The organism is Chlorogloeopsis sp. ULAP01 (genome assembly GCF_030381805.1).
In the GTDB taxonomy this organism is placed as follows: domain Bacteria; phylum Cyanobacteriota; class Cyanobacteriia; order Cyanobacteriales; family Nostocaceae; genus Chlorogloeopsis.
This window is the reverse complement of record NZ_JAUDRH010000002.1, coordinates 324,753-341,928: the sequence shown is the minus strand read 5'-3', so window position 1 is coordinate 341,928 and position 17,176 is coordinate 324,753. Positions and strand designations below refer to the sequence as shown.

Genomic DNA, 17,176 nt, shown 5'->3' with positions numbered 1-17,176 from the left:
GCAACTTTCCGGATTGAAGCAAAAGTACTATAGATGAACAATCCGTTCTTGCACAGAACATAGAGAATTAGAAAAGTCTCCTCCCCTGTTTAACCACAGGGGTCTTTTATTGTGCAAAATTATGCATATAAACTGCTGTGAAGTACTCATATACTATTTACCTTGTTTAAACCTATTTAAAAGCGCCAAAAACAATACATATAAAAAACTGCCATGTAACTTGATCCCATGGGTTTTGGCATTTTGGCAAGTTTATGGGTTTAAGAGTGAGTATCGTAGGTAAATCAAGTGCAAGAGTGTCAAAACACTAACTTCCCCGACGATTTGTCGGGGATTTTTATTTAAGACTGCCTTTAGGGAGATCAAAGTTACGATGGCTCATGCTTAGACTTTATGCTTAAGCGATCGCAATCTTTAGGGAGGACTATGTAATTGTTTAGTGAAGAATATCACATTTTTTTGGATTGTTGTGTACGCATTTCATGACTTACCACTAGGTATTAAAAATCCATAATCTAAAAAACTATAGATTTAAGTATATGAATACCATAGATTTATTAACTTTATTATCTAAATACAAATTTTAATAGCTCAATATTAAGTCATATTTACTAGCTATCTCGAACATAAGTAAGCAAAATAAATTAGAAGCATGAGTGTCTGGACTTATGAATGAAATATCACAAGATTGAACAACTCCTCGAAAATAATCAGTCTTGGGTAGCGGAAAAACTAGCTATAAACCCCACTTACTTTCAAGATTTGGCTAGAGGACAAAAGCCACCGTTTCTCTACATCGGATGTTCCGACAGTCGCCTGCCGTTGACAAATTTCACTCGCACAGAACCGGGAGAATTATTCGTACATCGCAATATTGCCAATCAAGTTTCTCTGACGGATATTAACTTGTTAGCGGTTTTAGAGTACGCGGTTTTCCATCTGGAGGTTCAACATATAATTATTTGTGGACATTACGGTTGTGGTGGAATTAAGGCGGCATTAAAAGGAAGAACAATTGGCCTGATTGATAACTGGGTAAATCCAATTCGAGAATTGTATTTACAAAAACAAGACGAAATAGATGCCTTGCCGACGCCAGAAGAACGTTTGAACCGCCTGGCGGAATTGAATGTCTTGGCACAAGTGAAAAATATATACCAAACTTCTATCATACGCAAGGCAATGCACGAGCAGAAGGCACCTACAGTACATGGTTGGGTTTTGGACATACATACTGGCTTGATCAAAGACTTAAACGTCTTAACTGAGCAATGGCACTTTTATCCGTCTTGCTTGCTTACTGAAATACCTGTAATTAATATGGCAAAAGTCAAACCGATAAATGATGTGGCGGGTTGTCGCTGCCATGAAGCAATAGAAATACGTTAGCCGCAATTAGCAAGATTTCTGGATCGGGCGATCGCAAGAACTTAATACTCATCACTACTGAACGCTCATCGTGCGGTTTAATAATTAATGGTATGACTGTTGAGATTTATTAAGTCGGCATTATGAAATTTTGGCGAGTATTAGCTAGCTTTGTCTTAGCTACTATGCTGCTGTTGTTTCCCCTATCCGCACAAGCAGCAAATTCTTCGAGCATGAATCGTGTGGCAGGCTATAAAGAACTATCCAATCAGGATTTCTCTAATCAAACTCTAATTGGTGAGGAATTTTCTAAAGTCAAATTGGAGAAAGCAAATTTTAGTAACGCTGATTTGCGAGGTGCTGTTTTTAATGGTGCATGGTTACACGATGCAAACCTACACGGCGCTGATTTGACAAACGGCATAGCTTATTTAGTTGATTTTCAGGGTGCAGATTTAAGTGATGCTATTTTTATAGACGCAATGATGTTGTATTCTACTTTTGATAATGTTGATATCACAGGTGCCGATTTCACCAATGCAGTTTTAGATGGCCCAGAATTGAAAAAACTTTGTGCTAAAGCAAGTGGTATTAATTCTAAGACAGGTGTTTCCACTCGTGAGTCTTTAGAATGTGATTGATAGAATCTAACACCCTAATCCCTCTCCGCAATCGGCTAAGGTGTACACACAAGATCTTATAAATTCGCGCCACAGGCATTCGATCCCCCCAACCAGCTTAAAAAGGAGGCAAAAACCCTTTAAAGTCCTTAATAAAGGGGGATCTACGACTATTTTGGTTTTGTAGAAAGATGTGTATACACGGTAGCCGCAACCGGAGAGGAAAAACTAGTTATTAAATAAAAAACGAGCGCGGAGGGATTCGAACCCCCGACCTACAGAACCGGAATCTGACGCTCTAATCCACTGAGCTACGCGCCCTTGTACTGTTTATTTATATGAGCTTAACAGAAAAATTGTAGCATATGAAAACTGGATGCTAAGATTTCGCTTTCATCTAGATATCAAGTTCCAGTCTCTTGGGAGTTTAGCGATCGCCAATACATCGTCAAAACCTACGATAGGATTTAAATATTGCTCCGAACGCGCTGTTAGCAGATTGCTGTGATGAGAGCTTTTTTAGTTCTTAAAAATCCTTTGAGGGTGATTCTTTACTCCCAAATCGCAACAAAAATCAGCTTATTTAGAAAAATGGGTACTCATCTCGATAAACTTCCCAATGACAATCCTTTGGTTCAACCATTACACACTGCTGTTAAAGGAAGAGCTAGATATAGAGTAAATGGACTTTATGGCTCTCAGGCTCTCAAAAAATACTTAGAATTGAGATTGTCGCAGGAAGCAAAAATCGCAGAAGTTCGTGCCAATAATTTCACAGGAAACATTCTTGTGATTTTTAATTCATCTCAAAGTCCAAATGCGATCGCCTCACTCATTCAAGATATTGTCTTAGATTACAGAATACAAGGTGGAAAATCACCAGTAAGAACAACTTCGCTTCAGAAAGCGTTAGAAGAAGCAAAAAATTTACAATTCCAAGAAAAACGCAATAATTTTATACAAAAATTTAAATTACCATCACTAGCCTTACTTACATCTGCTGGGCTATCGATTGCAACTGGGGGATTCACTAATGCTGTAGTAATTAGTGGAATTGCGATCGCTAATGTTGTCATTGGTTACGCCAAAAGCCAAATGGTTGACTCAGCTGTCATAACCCAAACACCTACCCAAAGAAAAGTACAAGCAGGCAGACAACTGGCAATCGTATCTGGGGTTATTTCTAGCTTAGTCTTTGGCACCTTCCTAATGCATATATCTGGTCTTGATGCAGTAATTTTACTAGCAATTCAAAGGCTGCACACGCCATTTCTAGATACCATCATGCTAGGTATCACCTCTGTTGGCAATCCACCAGTTTTGCTATTAATTTGTTTAGGTTTAGCAATAGGGCCGTTGTTTTATAAACGTGGTATAGAAGCAACTAGCTTGGGTATAGCCGCAGTTGGTGCGCTCGGTTTAAATTATTGGCTGAAAATATTATTTGCTAGAGCACGCCCAGCACTGTGGGATTGGATTATTCATGTAGGGCATCATAGCTTTCCGAGTGGACACGCAATGGGATCGATGGTAATTTACGGCTTTTTAGCTTATGTGCTGGCAAAGCAGTTTCCGCAATGGCGCAGACAAATTTTTGCTTCAATGACTGGCTTAATTATTGCGATCGGTTTTAGTCGGCTTTATCTAGGCGTACACTGGCCTACTGATGTAGCAGCTGGCTATGCCGCAGGTTTAGTATGGTTGATTGCCTGCATTATCGGCATGGAACTGTGGCAAAAATATCGCTTTTTAGGTGGGCATTCGCAAGCAGAGTGTCTGGTCTGAATGTCAGAATTCCACAACTAGAATATTTTGACTGTACTTATCTGGAGTGCGGAAGGCACTATCCATATTATTTTCCTATTGCCTAATCAAACCTGACATTAAAAGCAAAAAACCATCTTAAGAATTGACATTGTCAGATTATTGAGCTATCTTCATCATAGAAGTAAGCTCCGAGCTTAGAGGTCGGATCATGCCTGACGGAGATATCGTTCACAGCCAGCTTTCGGGGCTATACCAAAAGCCGTACTTAGTAGTCTGTGAAGGAAAGCTTGACCGCAACGAATGCGTCCGGATTACAATGGGAGCCGTGATGTAAGACATCAAGAAAAAAGGTGTCGATCCTGTTGCACTTGCCAAGTGCATAGGGGAGATTTTACGCCAGGGTATCGAAAAAGTTGGTGAGAACGAATCTGTAGATTGGACTGCTTTAAGCATGGAGATTGACAGGCAGGCACAACCAGCGAAAGTTCCGCATTGTGTGAAAGAGCTAGTCCTTCGTGTTGGCAAAGCCATTCTCCATGAACTCCGTTATAACCAGAGGGTGGACACCAGTAACTTGCCGCAAGCTGTTGTGGAGCGGTATATGCAGGAAATGTACAAGTCGAATTTTGAGGAACGCATTCCGCTGACTTCCAAGCACCATGCTGGTGTTGATAACGCAACCGTTAGAGAGCGTGTTAAGGGGCTTCGCCCAGATATGTTGGCCGAGATCAGCAAATGGGCAAAGAAGGCTACTGTGGATGAGGATGTGAAAAACCTGCGACGCTCTCCACGCAAGAGGATGAAAGAGATAGACCTTGATGAGGATCTGCTATGAACTACGAGCCTTCGATTGAGCAGAAACTTCACAGCAGTAATTACAGCAATTATACCTTGCACTTTGGATCGATATTAAACAGTAATGGATCTGTGCGCTTAATCGATCACTCCCAAGGCAAGGAGCTAACTGTTGGCATCAATGTGAATGATAAGGCATTCGAGTACCGGGTTCAGGCAGAATTTCCAACCATCGTTGCCGATCTCGTTGACCTTGCCGTTGCAATTCATGCTTCGGATCGCCTTGCTTACCACAATCTGCGTCAAAAGCAGCGTCGTCTTCATGTGGTGCTTCCAGTACGTCATCCAGAATTACTGAACGCTGAACCGTTCCGAACAAAATTGGAAGACCTGCTTGAATGGGCGACTGGAAGCTTATGGGTTTTTGACTTTCAAAGACGGAGCGCACGAAAACGCCTCGTTGAGCAGCAATTAGCTTTTCCAATAGCACCCAAAGGGTGTGAAGTGGCACTGTGGAGCGGTGGTCTTGATGCCCTTGCGGGTCTGTACACTCGTCTTCGGATGTATCCAGAAAAGCCATTCGTGCTGTTTGGAACTGGCAGCAGCGATATTGTTTATGCTCGCCAAGGATCGGTAGCGAAGAAGGTTCAGTCTATTTTCCCCAGCCGTTGCCATCTTTTCCGCGTCCCGATCCGCTTCCACGATAGCGGTATGCAGCACAAGAACAAGCTTTGCCGTGCACGAGGTGTTGTGTTTACCCTGCTTGGTGCCGCGTGTGCGTACCTTATGAACCGACGAATACTTTATGTCTACGAGAACGGCATCGGGGCGATTAACCTTCCTTACCGCGCATCTGCCGTAGGACTAGAACACTCCCGCTCTGTACACCCGCTGACTTTACTTAGAGTGGGCGATGTCGTTTCAGAGCTTCTAGGAGAGGAGTTCCGTATGCAGAACCCGTTCCTTTTCTGGACTAAAGCCGAAATGTGCAAAGCATTGGCTAAAGACGCGAGAAATGACCTGCCACCGCTGACTATGTCATGTGACAGCCCACATCGCCAGCAGCCAGTTCAATGTGGGTACTGCTCCTCTTGTCTTTTAAGGCGACAAGCGCTTGCTGCCATTGGTATAGAAGATAAGACTCGCTACGTAGTGCTACACGGAAACCGCCCAGTGGGAGACTCGAGTTTAAATCTTTGCCATATGCTTGTGCAAGTCAACACCCTACGCCATCTGCTTAGTATCCTAGATGAACCTAGTTTTCAGTGGGAAGCTCTGACTCGAGAGTTTCCAGTGCTCGATGACATTGTTGATCGAAGCGCTGCGGCAGAAAACATATTGCCTGCCGATATGCAGGGTCGCCTGATACAGCTTTATCGAACCTACGTTTCGGAATGGGATGTTGTGGAATCTCTAATTGCAGAGGGACTTTTGAATAAACACGGTGACCAGCAGGCATTGGGCAGATGCTGGGTTACTGCTCAACAAGGTTGAGGGAAAATGCTATGGCTACCAACATCCTTGATAACATTGACCTGCGGGTATTAGGGGAACTCCTTCAACAGGCGCGTAAGAAGTGCGGCATGACTCAGTCTGATGCAGCTAAAGTCATTGATGCTGCACGCACCACTATGGTTGCCATTGAGAAAGGAGAGCGCCGCATTAAACCAACCGAACTGATTAAGCTTGCTCGTGCCTATGGGCGATCGGTCAGCGACTTCGTTCGACCACGCCCTGTGATACAACCTTTTGAGGTACAGTTCCGGGCAGCCTATCAGCGCAGTGAAGAAGAGGAGGTGCAAATTGAACCAGCCATTCTGCGCCTAGAGGAGTTATGCCGGAATTACCTGGAGCTTGAAGAGATTATGGATGCACCACTTCCGCAGAACTATCCTTGTGAATATGAGGTAACCAATATGCCGATAAGGGCTGCTGCGGAAAGCATAGCGGTTGCAGAGCGCCAACGGCTCGGTCTGGGGGACGGCCCTATTCCACGTCTTCGGGACATCCTAGAGCAGGATGTGGGCCTGCGCATATTTTATCTGGAAATGCCACAAAAATACTCAGAAGTGTACAGTTACGACGAACGACTCGGCGGTTGCATGGCAATCAACGCTAATCACCCAGAGGAGCGGCGACGTTGGTCGCTGGCGCATGGGTATCTTCATTTTCTTGCACATCGACGAAAGCCTGTGTTCCACTTTGAAGGTCAGTACCAGCGAGTTCCAGAAAGCGAACGACTAGCCGATACCTTCCCAAAATACTTCCTGATGCCGACAAGTGGCTTGCTCAAGCGGTTCAACGATATGTACCGTATGCATGGCAAGTTTACTCCGACTAATCTATTCACTCTAGCGCATTACTATGGTGTGTCTGTGGAAGCGCTTGTTTATCGGTTGGAGGAAATGGAGCTTCTACCGTCCGGAACTTGGCACCGATTGCGCGACCGTGGGTTAAAAGTCAGAAAGGTACAACAGGAGCTGGGCTTAAAGGAAATCCCGCAGCACACTGACATGACCCCGCTCCACTATCAGCACCTCGCGATTGAGGCGCTGGATCAGGGACTCATCACTGAAGGGCGCTTTGCAGATTTCCTCAGCGTTGACCGCTTGGAAGCCCGCCGCATCGCAGAGGCTTTGCGGGAGTATTCAAGCGGAATGGCGGAAGAAACCACTCATTTTGACCTGCGCCAGTTGCAGGAATGATGGGAAGTGAGGTTAAGTTATGCGCATTGCTCACTCCCACGTTCTTCTTGACGCCTGCTGCATTTTAAATTTTTGTGCTTCGGGCAATTTACTAGCAATCTTGAAGTGTATTCCTGCTCAGGTTGCAGTTACTCAGGTTGTGCAAGAGAGTGAGTTAAAGACGCTCCAACGGCTTGAGAATGAGGATAATACGGGTGCGGTTCAGTTCGAGGCAGCCATTGAGCAAGGTCTACTTATAGTCGTGGACTTTGAGTCAGAAGAGGAGGCGGAATCATTTGTGAACTATGCTGCTGTTCTCAGAGACGATGGCGAGTCTGCAACTTGCGCGATCGCTGTTCACCGAGGATGGGCAATAGCGACTGACGATAAGGCGGCGATCTCGTTTTTTCAGCAGACGGCACCATACCTTCAGATTTTATCAACCCCAGAAATAATTAAGTATTGGTCAGAGGAAGCTGATCTGGATTCTTCAGCACTACGTAATTTGATCAATGCAATTCGGGTCAAGGGTCGGTATTTCCCACATAAAAGCCATCCTTTACGAAGTTGGTGGGAAGCTGCTTCAACAGGTGTCGATCGGTGATGTTTGTTTGCGCGAGGTTGGGATGAAATTAATCAAAGGTAAGCCATCGGATCTACTGGTGTACCATTTTTCCTTACTTCAAAGTGGAGGTGAGGCCCAGTAGATAAGCCCGTAGAGCCAACTGCGGCGATCGCTTGTCCTCGCTGTACTGATTGCCCTTCTGTAACATACAATTCGCTGCAATGTCCGTAAAGAGTAGTGATGCCGTTACCGTGGTTGATAATTACTGCTCTGCCATAACCACCATACCAGCCTGCAAAAATTACGGTTCCCGAATCTGCGGCTCGAATTGTACTGCCGTAGCTAGCGGCAAAATCTAAACCTGCATGAAAGCGGCGATAACCAAGTATAGGATGGATTCGCCAACCGAAGGGGCTGCTAGTGGGAGCATCACTAGGATATGTAAATATTCCAGTTCCTTGAATAAAGTTTTTCCGGCTGTTTGTTTTGGCTGCGGCGGCTGCTATCTTTTGTTGAATTAAAGCTGCTATTGCTTGTGAATCTTTCTCTAATTGCGTTTGTGCTGCTTCTAATGCCAAGCGATCGCTATTGAGACGCTGCATTAATTCCTGTTGCAATCCTGCTTGGGCTTGAGTATCGGCTTGTTGAGCTAGTAGTTGTTGTTGAATTAAGGCAATTTGATTTTTTTGCTGTTCTACTTGGGTTCTTTGTTTATTAATCTGGTTGGCTTGTGTTGCCAGCTTTGCTAAGATTTTTTGATCTGCCTGATAAATTAATTTCAAAGAACGACGGCGGCTGATAAAGTCGCCAAGATTTTGACTTTGCAGCAAAACTGCCCATCCCTGGCTGGTGGGAGAGCGTTGCAAAAAGCGCAGTCGGGCAATAGTTGCCGCTTGTTGTTCGTAGTAAGAAACTTCTGCTGCTGCTAATTTAGCTTCTAGTTGTTGCAGATATTCCGTTGCAAGTTTTAGCTGTAACTGAGTATGTTGAATCTGGCTGTTGGTAGCTTTTAGGTTTTGCTGCAAGCCGTTGAGCCGCTCTTTGACGACTTGTTGTAAATTGGTGAGGCGATCGCGCTGTTTTTTGATACTCTGACGCTGTTGGTCGATTTGTTGCTGCTGTTGTTGCAGACCCTTAATTGTATCAGGCTTTGCTGTCAGTGCTGGTAGCTCTGAGAAGAAAATTAAGCATAAGATGACACAAAATACAACACATAAATAGCGAAAAGTTTTCTTTTTTCTTAGAAATAGCACTCTCATGTTGTTAGATTGAGGACAGCGATCGCTCAAAACATCACGAGTAGTGTTCCCAAAATTCGGTTCACTTATTTCAACCTCCGTTGAAATTAAACTGCATATACCAGAACACATGAAAAAACTTTCTTCCCTAGCCTCTAGCCCCTATTTTTTTAATCAGAAATTTGTTTAACTTCAACGGCAAGAAGTCCCACTACCATAACGCGAAGCGCTTGGAGATGGGATGAATTGCCGATCAGATCTATACTAAAATCTATACTACAAAACACTTTACCACCATCATGAAGCTGTGGTAGAATAACTTCATGCTGACACTCAACTACACCTACCGAATCTATCCCGACTCCGAACAGCAAGCCCTTCTAAACGAATGGTTAGAAACTTGTCGGCTTTCTTACAACTATGCATTACGCGAGTTAAAGGACTGGATAGCTTCGCGAAAATGCCCGATAGATCGGTGTAGTTTAGAGTCGGAATATATCATGGCGGCAAGCTATCCCTTCCCTGGATATCATCAGCAACAAAACAACTTACCCAAGGCAAAGAAACTATTTCCTCGTCTGGCGGCAGTACCTTCTCAAGTCCTGCAAACCAATATTAGAAGACTGCACGATGCTTGGGATTTCTTTCAAAAGCGCGGTTACGGGTTTCCTCGCTTCAAAAAGTATGGGCAAATGAAATCCATACTTTTTCCTCAGTTCAAAACTAATCCCATTACTGGATGGCAAATTAGCCTGCCGAAGTTGGGGAAAGTGCAAATCAACTTGCATCGTCCCATACCAGATGGCTTTATGATCAAACAGGTACGCATTGTTAAAAAAGCGATAGGATGGTTTGCGATTGTTTCTATCTCGTCAGACATAGAAATACCGCAACCTTTGCCTCACGGTCATTTTATCGGTGTGGATGTGGGATTGCTCAACTACTTGGCAACCAGTGATGGTTTTGTAGAAAAGACGCGTAAATTTTTCAAAACCGAACATCGTCGGCTGAAAGTGCTACAACATCGGTTAGCGAAGAAAACTAAACGTTCTAAAAACTACGAGAAAGCCAGAATTAGGGTTGAGAAACAACACAATCACATCGCGCTCATTCGTAAAGATTACCAGTTCAAGCTTGCCCATAAATTATGTGACATGGCTGATTCTATATTCGTTGAGGATATAGATTTTAGAATTATGGCAAAGGGTTTTTTGGGCAAACATACAATCGATGCGGCATTCGGACAGTTTAGATCCATACTCAAGTATGTTGGATGGATGCGAGGTAAATTCGTCGCTGAAGTTGACCATAAAGGAAGTAGCCAGGTCTGTCCTAATTGTCGCATCGAAGTGAGAAAACAGTTGGGGGATAGAATTCATTCCTGTCCCGAATGTCTTTATGAAATTGATAGAGATATAGCTTCAGCCCAAGAACTGTGTAACCGAGGACAACAAACGTATCCAGGGACTCTGGAAAAGCAAGAAATTGGCTCTCAAGTCGTACTGTCGGGGAACTTTGTTCTAGATAAGTGGCGTTTTAGGGGAGCAATGCCCAATAGTAATGTTGGGAAGCCCGCACTATACCCGTAGGGTTAGCGTCGGGAGGATGTCACATGGATTTGTATTAGGTAATATCCACTTTTAAAAGCTTTCAACTAGCAATGCAAGTCAACGTATCTCTAACAACAATTACCACTACCACCCAAACTACCAATTCGGGAGGGTTGTGAGGCGATCGCGTTGATTTTAAATTCGACAGCACCACATTTACCCTCCAGGCACTGCCCAGGAGGGTTTTGAGTTTTTATGGCAACACCAATTAGGAGCAAACAAATGTCGATTTGTTGGTTTATTTACCTCACTACCACAACTACCACCACAATCGCGCCTGGAGGGACGTGAGGATAGTTGCGGGAGCATCCCACTTTTTTAATCAATACCCTGGAAGGATATTGCTACACAAACAAAGCCTGCCTTCGCAGGCTATAAACACTCATAGACTGCGAAGGCAGGCTTCGTATTTATAGCCCCAGGCTTATAGCCTGTGGGCAACTTAAAAACTGGGATGCACCCGATAGTTGCTGCCTTGCAATTAACACTCAACTGCCCCTCTAGGTTCTTTCTAGAGGGGTTTTTCATTAGCAAACAATTCACAGGAGACACAACAATGTCCGATCATAGAGAACTGGCAAAAGTAATGGATTTATTTCACTTTGAAGAGCATAGTCCGGGAATGGTATTTTGGCATCCCATCGGGCTTCAGCTATTCCGGCTAATTGAAGATTTTATGCGACGGGTATATCAGGCTCACGACTTTGAGGAAGTGCGATCGCCTTTAGCATTGAGTCGATCACTTTGGGAGCGATCGGGACACTGGGAAAAGTTCCGTCAGAATATGTTTTTCGTGGGGAGTTTTGATGGTGATGCAGAACCGGATTATGCATTGAAACCAATGTCATGCCCAGCACACATTGCCATCTACAAATCCCACAAGCGGAGTTATCGGGAAATGCCGATGCGATTGATGGAATTTGGCATCGCCCATCGCAACGAACCGTCTGGAACGCTATCCGGCTGTATGCGTCTGCGCCAATTTGTGCAAGACGATGCTCATATTTTTTGTCGAGAAGCCGACATTCGAGATGAGATTGGCAATTTTCTTAGGATGGTTAAGCAGGTTTACGCAGCATTTGGATATAATAACTTTTCGATTCGCATTGCTCTACGTCCAGAGCAACGTCTTGGCTCAGATGAACTATGGGATCGGGCTGAATCTGCTTTGATTGAACCAGTTCAATCCCTGGATTATGACTATGACTTAGCGCCTGGTGAAGGATCGTTCTACAGTCCCAAAATTGAAATCAATATGCAAGATCATCTGGGAAGATTTTGGCAGTGTGGCACGATTCAGGTTGATTTTAACCTGCCTCAACTTTTTGACTTGTCCTTTGTTAATCACCAAGGAGATTTAGAGCAGGTAGTTATACTACACCAAGCAATTCTAGGTGCTTTGGAACGCTGGATTGGCATTTTGTTGGAAAATCACAATGGAGTTTTACCATTTTGGGTTGCTCCCGTACAAATTGCCGTGGCTTCGGTTTCTGAAAAATCGGCAGATTGGGCAGAAGTGATTTTCAAAAGGCTAAAACAGATAGGAGCTAGAGTAAAACTCGATGTAGGCGATCGCACAATTGCCAAAAAAATTCGGGAACTTTCGGCACGCAAGATTCCACTGATTGCTGTTGTTGGTGAGAAAGAAGCGATTAATCAGTCTCTCAACTTGCGTCGTCTGGGAATTGCCGGGCAGCAAGAAATTCTGCTTGCTCACCTAGAAGCAGAATTAGCTAACCTGATTTGAAAATAAGGCAGCTATGCTGGAGTAGGGTGTGTTAGGACAATAGTCCGTAACGCACCATCAATCCTCTCAAAAATGGCGGGTTACGCTTCGCTAACCCACCCTACATTTACTAGAGGCTAGGGGCTAGCACTCCACCAAATTAATTTTGACAATTTGCAGGTGTTCAGATCCCGAATTTTTAAAAAAGTCAGGAGCTATAACTTCTCATAATTTTATCCACAATTTGTTCGTTATATACTAATGCAAAAGTTTAGCTATGCCAGCATTAAATTTAGACATATCACCTGATCGAGGCTGTATGAATATAGGCAGAGCTATTCTTTTAATTGCTTTGGTTTTTCCAGGCTTAATGATAGTAGGAACATCGATTTACGCTTATAACGCTGAATATGCAGCGATGGAAAGAACTGAAAGATATATAGAAAGACTAGCCAGGCAAAGAAGAGGTGATAGTAGGCAGCTAGATTTAGCCTACCATCGCAGTACTGTTCACCGCATCAATGCATTTACTAACAGCACTTGGGGATTTATTGGCGGTATTATCGCTGCTATTGGCATACATGGGTTAGCAGTTACTAGAGACGATTACACTCAAGATCGCAAGTCATGAGCTTTGTATACAATTGACATCAAGTCCGGCTAATTACTTACGACTAAAATCTTTCCGCGTCCGGTGCGTTTGCCTGAATGATAAGTCTTTAAGCGGATATGATATGACAGGTATCTAGCCTATTTCAATTAAGCAAAAAAGATGCCTTGACTGAGCTTAAGACAAATATTGATTTGCTTTCCAAGTTGCTAAGTCAGCAAGAGCGCGATCGCGGTAACGTCCGTAGCGCTGTTGTTTATTTTTAATTTTCTGTTCTAGTTCCGGCAAAATCCCAAAGTTAGGCGGCATAGGTTGAAAATGCTTTGGTGAAGCTGAACTGATAAATTCAAATAATGCCCCCATCATCGTTGTTGGCGGTAGAATCAATGGTTGTTTGCCTAAAGCTAGCCGCGCAGCGTTTATGCCAGCTAAACAGCCACCAGCAGAGGCGGCAGTGTAGCCTTCAGTACCAATTAACTGCCCAGCACCCAACAATGTAGGATGGTTTTTAAATTGCAAGCTAGGCAGCATTAGCTGTGGAGCGTTAATAAAAGTGTTGCGGTGCATCACCCCTAGCCGCACAAATTCAGCATTTTCTAAACCCGGAATCATCTGGAATACCCGCTTTTGTTCACCCCAACGCAGGTTTGTTTGAAAACCAACCATGTTCCAAAGTTGACCGGCTTTATCTTCTTGCCGCAACTGCACGACAGCATAAGGGCGTTCATCCGTACGACTATCGGACAAACCAACTGGTTTTAGAGGCCCATAACGCATGGTATCTTCTCCTCGTCGTGCCAGTTCTTCTATCGGCAAACAAGCTTCAAAAAACTTTGCAGTTTCTCGCTCAAAATCCTTTAATTCCGTTTGTTCGGCGGCACAAAGTTCTTGCCAAAATCGTAAATACTGCTCTTTATTCATCGGGCAGTTCAGATAGGCAGCTTCGCCTTTATCGTAGCGAGACGCAAGAAAAGCAATATCACGATTAATTGTTTCTCCAACAACAATCGGGCTAGCAGCATCAAAAAAGCTTAAGTATTCCATCCCTGTAAAGCGGTGCAAATCTTCTGCCAAGTCAGGGCTGGTAAGCGGGCCAGTGGCTAAAACTACAATTCCTTCCGGTATATTACGTACTTCATCTCGAGATAATTCAATTAACGGATGCCCAGACAAAGTTTCTGTCAATTCTTGACTAAATTGTCCCCGATCCACAGCTAGCGCTCCTCCGGCGGGAACTGCGTGTTCATCAGCTTTGGCAATTACAATAGAACCGAGTTGACGCAATTCTTCATGCAAAAGCCCTGCGGCGCGATCGCTATTAGCTGCACCAAAAGAGTTGCTACATACCAATTCTGCAAGGTGTTCTGTATGATGGGCAGGGCTAAAACGTTTAGGGCGCATCTCATACAAAATTACAGGCACTCCCGCCTGGGCTATTTGCCATGCTGCTTCTGTTCCAGCCAGCCCACCTCCAATAACTTTTATAGGTTGTTCCATAATTAAATACTCAATTTTACTTTCTTTACTTAAACTAGCCTGTTTGAGAAAATCTATTTTTTTATTTGAGCATCTTTGCCAATTCTTGGTGTCGTAACGACAGCTTGCTGTGGAATCACAAATGTTCTACCTTATTGCAGAACAATACAGCAAATGAGCGATCGCACCTTTAAATTATGAATCTCTTAGAGTAACATTTAGTAGAGCTAGCGTCGTCAACTCGACAAAGAGAGTTATGATGTCTAGTCTTCCTGTCAACGAGGCTCAAAATCAGCTCAAACAACTTATCGAGCAAGTTGTCCAATCTCACAAGCCTGTTCTGATTAGGGGTGAACATAGTAATGCAATTCTTATTTCAGAAGAAGATTGGTCAGCGATTCAAGAAACTTTATACTTGCTATCTGTCCCTGGAATGGGAGAATCTATCAAGGTAGGGTTAGCAACTCCTATCGAGGAATGCGATGAGGAATTGCATTGGTGAGTTGGAAGTTAGTTTACACAAAGCAAGCTCAAAAGGACGTTACTCTCGAAGAATAAATATTCAACACCGCTTAGTATATGAAGTTGTTGAATCCGAGCAAACAGTTAAAGTCATTCGGATGTGGATGCATTATGAGTAGGTTAGATTTAATTCAATTGAGAATCAATATCAAACCTATTTTTGAGGCATACAAAATTGCCGCACTATTTGAGGAAGTTGTCGGCACGTTTGCAGGAACGATTGCGGTTGAAATCGCCACCAAGCATAAAATCCTGCTGTTGTTCCTCCTAGCAATACAACCAAAAATCCTATGAGCCTCAACTTTGCTTTATACTGAGGAGATTTACCTTTGGTAGGGGTTTGGGTTGCTGTGGCTTTGGCAGGTTCCGAAATTTCTAAATCCAAGAGGAACTGAGAACTTTCTGCTAATTCGGGTTCTTGTGCTGCTTCTAGTTGTGTTTCTGTGACGATTTCTACTTGCTTTTGTTCGACAACTTCGATTTGCGATCGCGTCTTAGTAACCAGAACCGGATAATCTGGAGAAACACGGTATTGAATCAAAACCAGTGATATATTATCGTGACCATTTTTCTCACTAGCTAGTTTCATCCAAGAGTAGAGAGCGTCTTCTAGGGAAAATTCACCTGTTAACGCTGGTACAGCATACTCTCGCCAAGACTGTTCTACCAAGTTATTGTCACTGAAGCCATCAGAACACAATAGCAATATGCCGTCTTCTTCAACAATCAAACGTTGCATCCAAAGGTGAAGAAATTCTCCATCTTTTGTCCCCAATGCTTGAGTGAGGGCAGCAGCATCTGGGCGTTGTAGCGCTTTGTGATAAAAACTGCGAACATTGCTTACTTCTCGTGCTACTACATCATCATCGACTGTAAGTAATTGACAGTAGTTGTAAGTAATCCAGTAAGCACGGCTATCACCGATGCTCGTTAAGTAAAGTTCATGGGCATTCTCTGACTGCAATCCAGAAGCATTGGGGATATTTTGCGGCACTTGCACTGCCATGACAGCAGTTGTAGCCATGCGTTGAGTACCTCCGCGCTTTTGCTCGTTATTACAGTTGCAAATTACGTTATTTACAACTCGCAAACTAGCTTCTAATTGTTTTTGCACAACATCGGGTGGTACAATTTCGGTCTGTTCAGCGATATCTTTGAGTAAAGCGCGGATTTGCAATTTTAAAGATTGCATTGCTAAAAGACTTGCGACTTCACCGCCTTCATGTCCACCAATACCATCACAAATAATTGCTGCTTGTAGGAGTAAAGGATCTTCTATTGAATCATTGGCAGTGGGAAAACAAGAATCTTCATTTTGCATCAGTTCTTGCGAGCCAATATCAGTTGCACCAGCCATTTTTATAGTTAAGGGTAATTGGACAGCAGATGCTAGTAAAAAAGTATTGAGTTGAGTAGAAATTGCCACTAAATCGGCGTCAGGATTAGCCATTTGTCTGACTATTTTCTCCAACCCTGCTGCGACTGGAGTTTTGGCAATATTTACCCAAGGTTGCCAACACTCTGCCAAATTCTGTAAACTGGGTTTCTTTGTTGTTGAATGCTGAAGTTGCAACAGCCGCACACACCAACCTTGCACTCGTATATTGTCTGGTTTCAGTAAACTGGCTGCAACTCCCAATTCTGATAAAGGCGTCCATAGTTGTAAAATTTGCCATAGCCAGTAAACTTGTCTGATTGCTGTTACTTGCTGCCATGCAGAAGCGATCGCCGGGTAGAGATTTCCCACCTCATCTACAGGCACATTTTCCAGCAAGAGAATATCAACTCCGTCTTGTGCTGGGGAGCGAACAAATCCATAGACTTGCGGTAAGTGCAACCGATGTGGATATAAGCGCAGATAAGGAATAATTTCATCTGATATTTCTTCAGGGATGTCTGGTAATTTTCCCGGTTGAGTATCTAGCCAGATTTGAGGTGCAATTACCTCATACCTTTGAGCCACCATTTCTCCAGGTGAAATTTTGGTTGGAAATTCGCCAACTGCCCAGAGATAGCGCTTAATCAATGGAGTTTGACAACTTGCACAAAGACTATTGTCTACAGGATTGATGGGGTTAGCACAGATGGGATTTGGACAATAAATTAACTGCTGGGTAGAAATCATGCAGGTGTAAATATCCGAACAAATGGATAGGTGAAGTTCGATTAAATCTAGCTGTCAAAGACTAAAGGGT

General features: G+C 43.6%; 17 protein-coding genes and 1 tRNA gene. 13 read left to right on the top strand and 5 right to left on the bottom strand.

Annotated features, from left to right (window positions below; genetic code table 11):
- Nucleotides 1–672: 672 nt before the first annotated feature.
- Both QUB80_RS05115 and QUB80_RS05110 read left to right on the top strand, forming a co-directional pair.
- Nucleotides 673–1,389 carry a carbonic anhydrase gene (locus QUB80_RS05115; RefSeq protein ID WP_289788405.1) on the top strand — a complete coding sequence of 239 codons (717 nt, stop codon included), beginning with the start codon at nucleotides 673–675 and terminating at the stop codon, nucleotides 1,387–1,389.
- 122 nt (nucleotides 1,390–1,511) lie between these two features.
- A complete protein-coding gene (locus QUB80_RS05110) occupies nucleotides 1,512–2,009 on the top strand; it encodes a pentapeptide repeat-containing protein (protein WP_289788404.1) in 498 nt (165 codons plus the stop codon).
- A 226-nt stretch (nucleotides 2,010–2,235) separates the two neighbouring features.
- Here the strand turns inward: QUB80_RS05110 and QUB80_RS05105 are convergent.
- A tRNA-Arg gene (locus QUB80_RS05105) sits at nucleotides 2,236–2,309 on the bottom strand.
- A gap of 270 nt (nucleotides 2,310–2,579) precedes the next feature.
- On the opposite strand from QUB80_RS05105, the gene QUB80_RS05100 reads away from it, so the two are divergent.
- The 3 genes from QUB80_RS05100 (at nucleotide 2,580) to QUB80_RS05090 (ending at nucleotide 4,590) form a co-directional block, all read left to right on the top strand.
- Nucleotides 2,580–3,773, top strand: coding sequence for a phosphatase PAP2 family protein (locus QUB80_RS05100; RefSeq protein WP_289788403.1), 1,194 nt, complete (start codon nucleotides 2,580–2,582; stop codon nucleotides 3,771–3,773).
- Between the two features lie 190 nt (nucleotides 3,774–3,963).
- On the top strand, nucleotides 3,964–4,089 hold the full coding sequence (locus QUB80_RS05095) for a hypothetical protein (protein WP_289788402.1): 126 nt from the start codon (nucleotides 3,964–3,966) through the stop codon (nucleotides 4,087–4,089).
- Nucleotides 4,090–4,206: 117 nt separating this feature from the next.
- On the top strand, nucleotides 4,207–4,590 hold the full coding sequence (locus tag QUB80_RS05090) for a hypothetical protein (RefSeq protein WP_289788401.1): 384 nt from the start codon (nucleotides 4,207–4,209) through the stop codon (nucleotides 4,588–4,590).
- Between the two features lie 138 nt (nucleotides 4,591–4,728).
- Here the strand turns inward: QUB80_RS05090 and QUB80_RS05085 are convergent, their stop codons facing one another.
- The gene (locus tag QUB80_RS05085) at nucleotides 4,729–5,130 is read right to left on the bottom strand and encodes a hypothetical protein (protein ID WP_289788656.1); all 402 of its coding nucleotides are present in this window, start codon (nucleotides 5,128–5,130) and stop codon (nucleotides 4,729–4,731) included.
- On the opposite strand from QUB80_RS05085, the gene QUB80_RS05080 reads away from it, so the two are divergent.
- From QUB80_RS05080 to QUB80_RS05070, 3 genes are read left to right on the top strand one after another with little or no spacing between them, the layout of a single operon-like run.
- The gene (locus tag QUB80_RS05080) at nucleotides 5,112–6,044 is read left to right on the top strand and encodes a 7-cyano-7-deazaguanine synthase (RefSeq protein WP_336622309.1); all 933 of its coding nucleotides are present in this window, start codon (nucleotides 5,112–5,114) and stop codon (nucleotides 6,042–6,044) included. The two genes, QUB80_RS05085 and QUB80_RS05080, sit on opposite strands and share 19 nt — an antisense overlap.
- A gap of 11 nt (nucleotides 6,045–6,055) precedes the next feature.
- Nucleotides 6,056–7,255: an XRE family transcriptional regulator gene (locus tag QUB80_RS05075; RefSeq protein ID WP_289788400.1), complete on the top strand. Its 1,200-nt coding sequence runs from the start codon at nucleotides 6,056–6,058 to the stop codon at nucleotides 7,253–7,255.
- A 19-nt stretch (nucleotides 7,256–7,274) separates the two neighbouring features.
- The gene (locus QUB80_RS05070) at nucleotides 7,275–7,838 is read left to right on the top strand and encodes a hypothetical protein (RefSeq protein ID WP_289788399.1); all 564 of its coding nucleotides are present in this window, start codon (nucleotides 7,275–7,277) and stop codon (nucleotides 7,836–7,838) included.
- Between the two features lie 32 nt (nucleotides 7,839–7,870).
- Here QUB80_RS05070 and QUB80_RS05065 read toward each other — a convergent pair whose 3' ends face one another.
- Entirely contained in the window at nucleotides 7,871–9,058 is a 1,188-nt protein-coding gene (locus tag QUB80_RS05065) for a murein hydrolase activator EnvC family protein (RefSeq protein WP_289788641.1), read from the bottom strand.
- A gap of 302 nt (nucleotides 9,059–9,360) precedes the next feature.
- On the opposite strand from QUB80_RS05065, the gene QUB80_RS05060 reads away from it, so the two are divergent.
- The 3 genes from QUB80_RS05060 to QUB80_RS05050 all read left to right on the top strand — a co-directional run bounded on the left by QUB80_RS05060 (nucleotide 9,361) and on the right by QUB80_RS05050 (nucleotide 13,004).
- A complete protein-coding gene (locus QUB80_RS05060) occupies nucleotides 9,361–10,626 on the top strand; it encodes an RNA-guided endonuclease InsQ/TnpB family protein (protein WP_289788398.1) in 1,266 nt (421 codons plus the stop codon).
- 577 nt (nucleotides 10,627–11,203) lie between these two features.
- A complete protein-coding gene (thrS, locus tag QUB80_RS05055) occupies nucleotides 11,204–12,394 on the top strand; it encodes a threonine--tRNA ligase (protein ID WP_289788397.1) in 1,191 nt (396 codons plus the stop codon).
- A 298-nt stretch (nucleotides 12,395–12,692) separates the two neighbouring features.
- Nucleotides 12,693–13,004, top strand: coding sequence for a hypothetical protein (locus tag QUB80_RS05050; protein WP_289788640.1), 312 nt, complete (start codon nucleotides 12,693–12,695; stop codon nucleotides 13,002–13,004).
- A 156-nt stretch (nucleotides 13,005–13,160) separates the two neighbouring features.
- Here the strand turns inward: QUB80_RS05050 and trmFO are convergent, their stop codons facing one another.
- Nucleotides 13,161–14,483 carry an FADH(2)-oxidizing methylenetetrahydrofolate--tRNA-(uracil(54)-C(5))-methyltransferase TrmFO gene (trmFO, locus tag QUB80_RS05045; protein ID WP_289788639.1) on the bottom strand — a complete coding sequence of 441 codons (1,323 nt, stop codon included), beginning with the start codon at nucleotides 14,481–14,483 and terminating at the stop codon, nucleotides 13,161–13,163.
- 232 nt (nucleotides 14,484–14,715) lie between these two features.
- Between trmFO and QUB80_RS05040 the strand changes: the two genes are divergently transcribed.
- Nucleotides 14,716–14,961 (top strand): type II toxin-antitoxin system prevent-host-death family antitoxin, encoded by a 246-nt coding sequence (locus QUB80_RS05040; RefSeq protein ID WP_336622307.1) that lies wholly within the window; start codon nucleotides 14,716–14,718, stop codon nucleotides 14,959–14,961.
- Nucleotides 14,942–15,100: a type II toxin-antitoxin system YoeB family toxin gene (locus QUB80_RS05035; RefSeq protein ID WP_289788396.1), complete on the top strand. Its 159-nt coding sequence runs from the start codon at nucleotides 14,942–14,944 to the stop codon at nucleotides 15,098–15,100. Before QUB80_RS05040 ends, QUB80_RS05035 begins: the two co-directional genes overlap by 20 nt.
- Nucleotides 15,101–15,135: 35 nt before the next feature.
- On the opposite strand, the gene QUB80_RS05030 is transcribed toward QUB80_RS05035, so the two are convergent.
- A complete protein-coding gene (locus tag QUB80_RS05030) occupies nucleotides 15,136–17,106 on the bottom strand; it encodes a protein phosphatase 2C domain-containing protein (protein ID WP_289788395.1) in 1,971 nt (656 codons plus the stop codon).
- Nucleotides 17,107–17,176: the final 70 nt, after the last annotated feature.

What these genes read in the sequence shown, in the direction of transcription:
- QUB80_RS05115 (WP_289788405.1), top strand. Translation starts at nt 673, where the DNA reads ATGAAATATCACAAGATTGAACAACTCCTCGAAAATAATCAGTCTTGG.
- QUB80_RS05110 (WP_289788404.1), top strand. Translation starts at nt 1,512, where the DNA reads ATGAAATTTTGGCGAGTATTAGCTAGCTTTGTCTTAGCTACTATGCTG.
- QUB80_RS05100 (WP_289788403.1), top strand. Translation starts at nt 2,580, where the DNA reads ATGGGTACTCATCTCGATAAACTTCCCAATGACAATCCTTTGGTTCAA.
- QUB80_RS05095 (WP_289788402.1), top strand. Translation starts at nt 3,964, where the DNA reads ATGCCTGACGGAGATATCGTTCACAGCCAGCTTTCGGGGCTATACCAA.
- QUB80_RS05090 (WP_289788401.1), top strand. Translation starts at nt 4,207, where the DNA reads ATGGAGATTGACAGGCAGGCACAACCAGCGAAAGTTCCGCATTGTGTG.
- QUB80_RS05080 (WP_336622309.1), top strand. Translation starts at nt 5,112, where the DNA reads ATGTATCCAGAAAAGCCATTCGTGCTGTTTGGAACTGGCAGCAGCGAT.
- QUB80_RS05085 (WP_289788656.1), bottom strand. Translation starts at nt 5,130, where the DNA reads ATGGCTTTTCTGGATACATCCGAAGACGAGTGTACAGACCCGCAAGGG.
- QUB80_RS05075 (WP_289788400.1), top strand. Translation starts at nt 6,056, where the DNA reads ATGGCTACCAACATCCTTGATAACATTGACCTGCGGGTATTAGGGGAA.
- QUB80_RS05070 (WP_289788399.1), top strand. Translation starts at nt 7,275, where the DNA reads ATGCGCATTGCTCACTCCCACGTTCTTCTTGACGCCTGCTGCATTTTA.
- QUB80_RS05065 (WP_289788641.1), bottom strand. Translation starts at nt 9,058, where the DNA reads ATGAGAGTGCTATTTCTAAGAAAAAAGAAAACTTTTCGCTATTTATGT.
- QUB80_RS05060 (WP_289788398.1), top strand. Translation starts at nt 9,361, where the DNA reads ATGCTGACACTCAACTACACCTACCGAATCTATCCCGACTCCGAACAG.
- thrS (WP_289788397.1), top strand. Translation starts at nt 11,204, where the DNA reads ATGTCCGATCATAGAGAACTGGCAAAAGTAATGGATTTATTTCACTTT.
- QUB80_RS05050 (WP_289788640.1), top strand. Translation starts at nt 12,693, where the DNA reads ATGAATATAGGCAGAGCTATTCTTTTAATTGCTTTGGTTTTTCCAGGC.
- QUB80_RS05040 (WP_336622307.1), top strand. Translation starts at nt 14,716, where the DNA reads ATGATGTCTAGTCTTCCTGTCAACGAGGCTCAAAATCAGCTCAAACAA.
- QUB80_RS05035 (WP_289788396.1), top strand. Translation starts at nt 14,942, where the DNA reads ATGAGGAATTGCATTGGTGAGTTGGAAGTTAGTTTACACAAAGCAAGC.
- QUB80_RS05030 (WP_289788395.1), bottom strand. Translation starts at nt 17,106, where the DNA reads ATGATTTCTACCCAGCAGTTAATTTATTGTCCAAATCCCATCTGTGCT.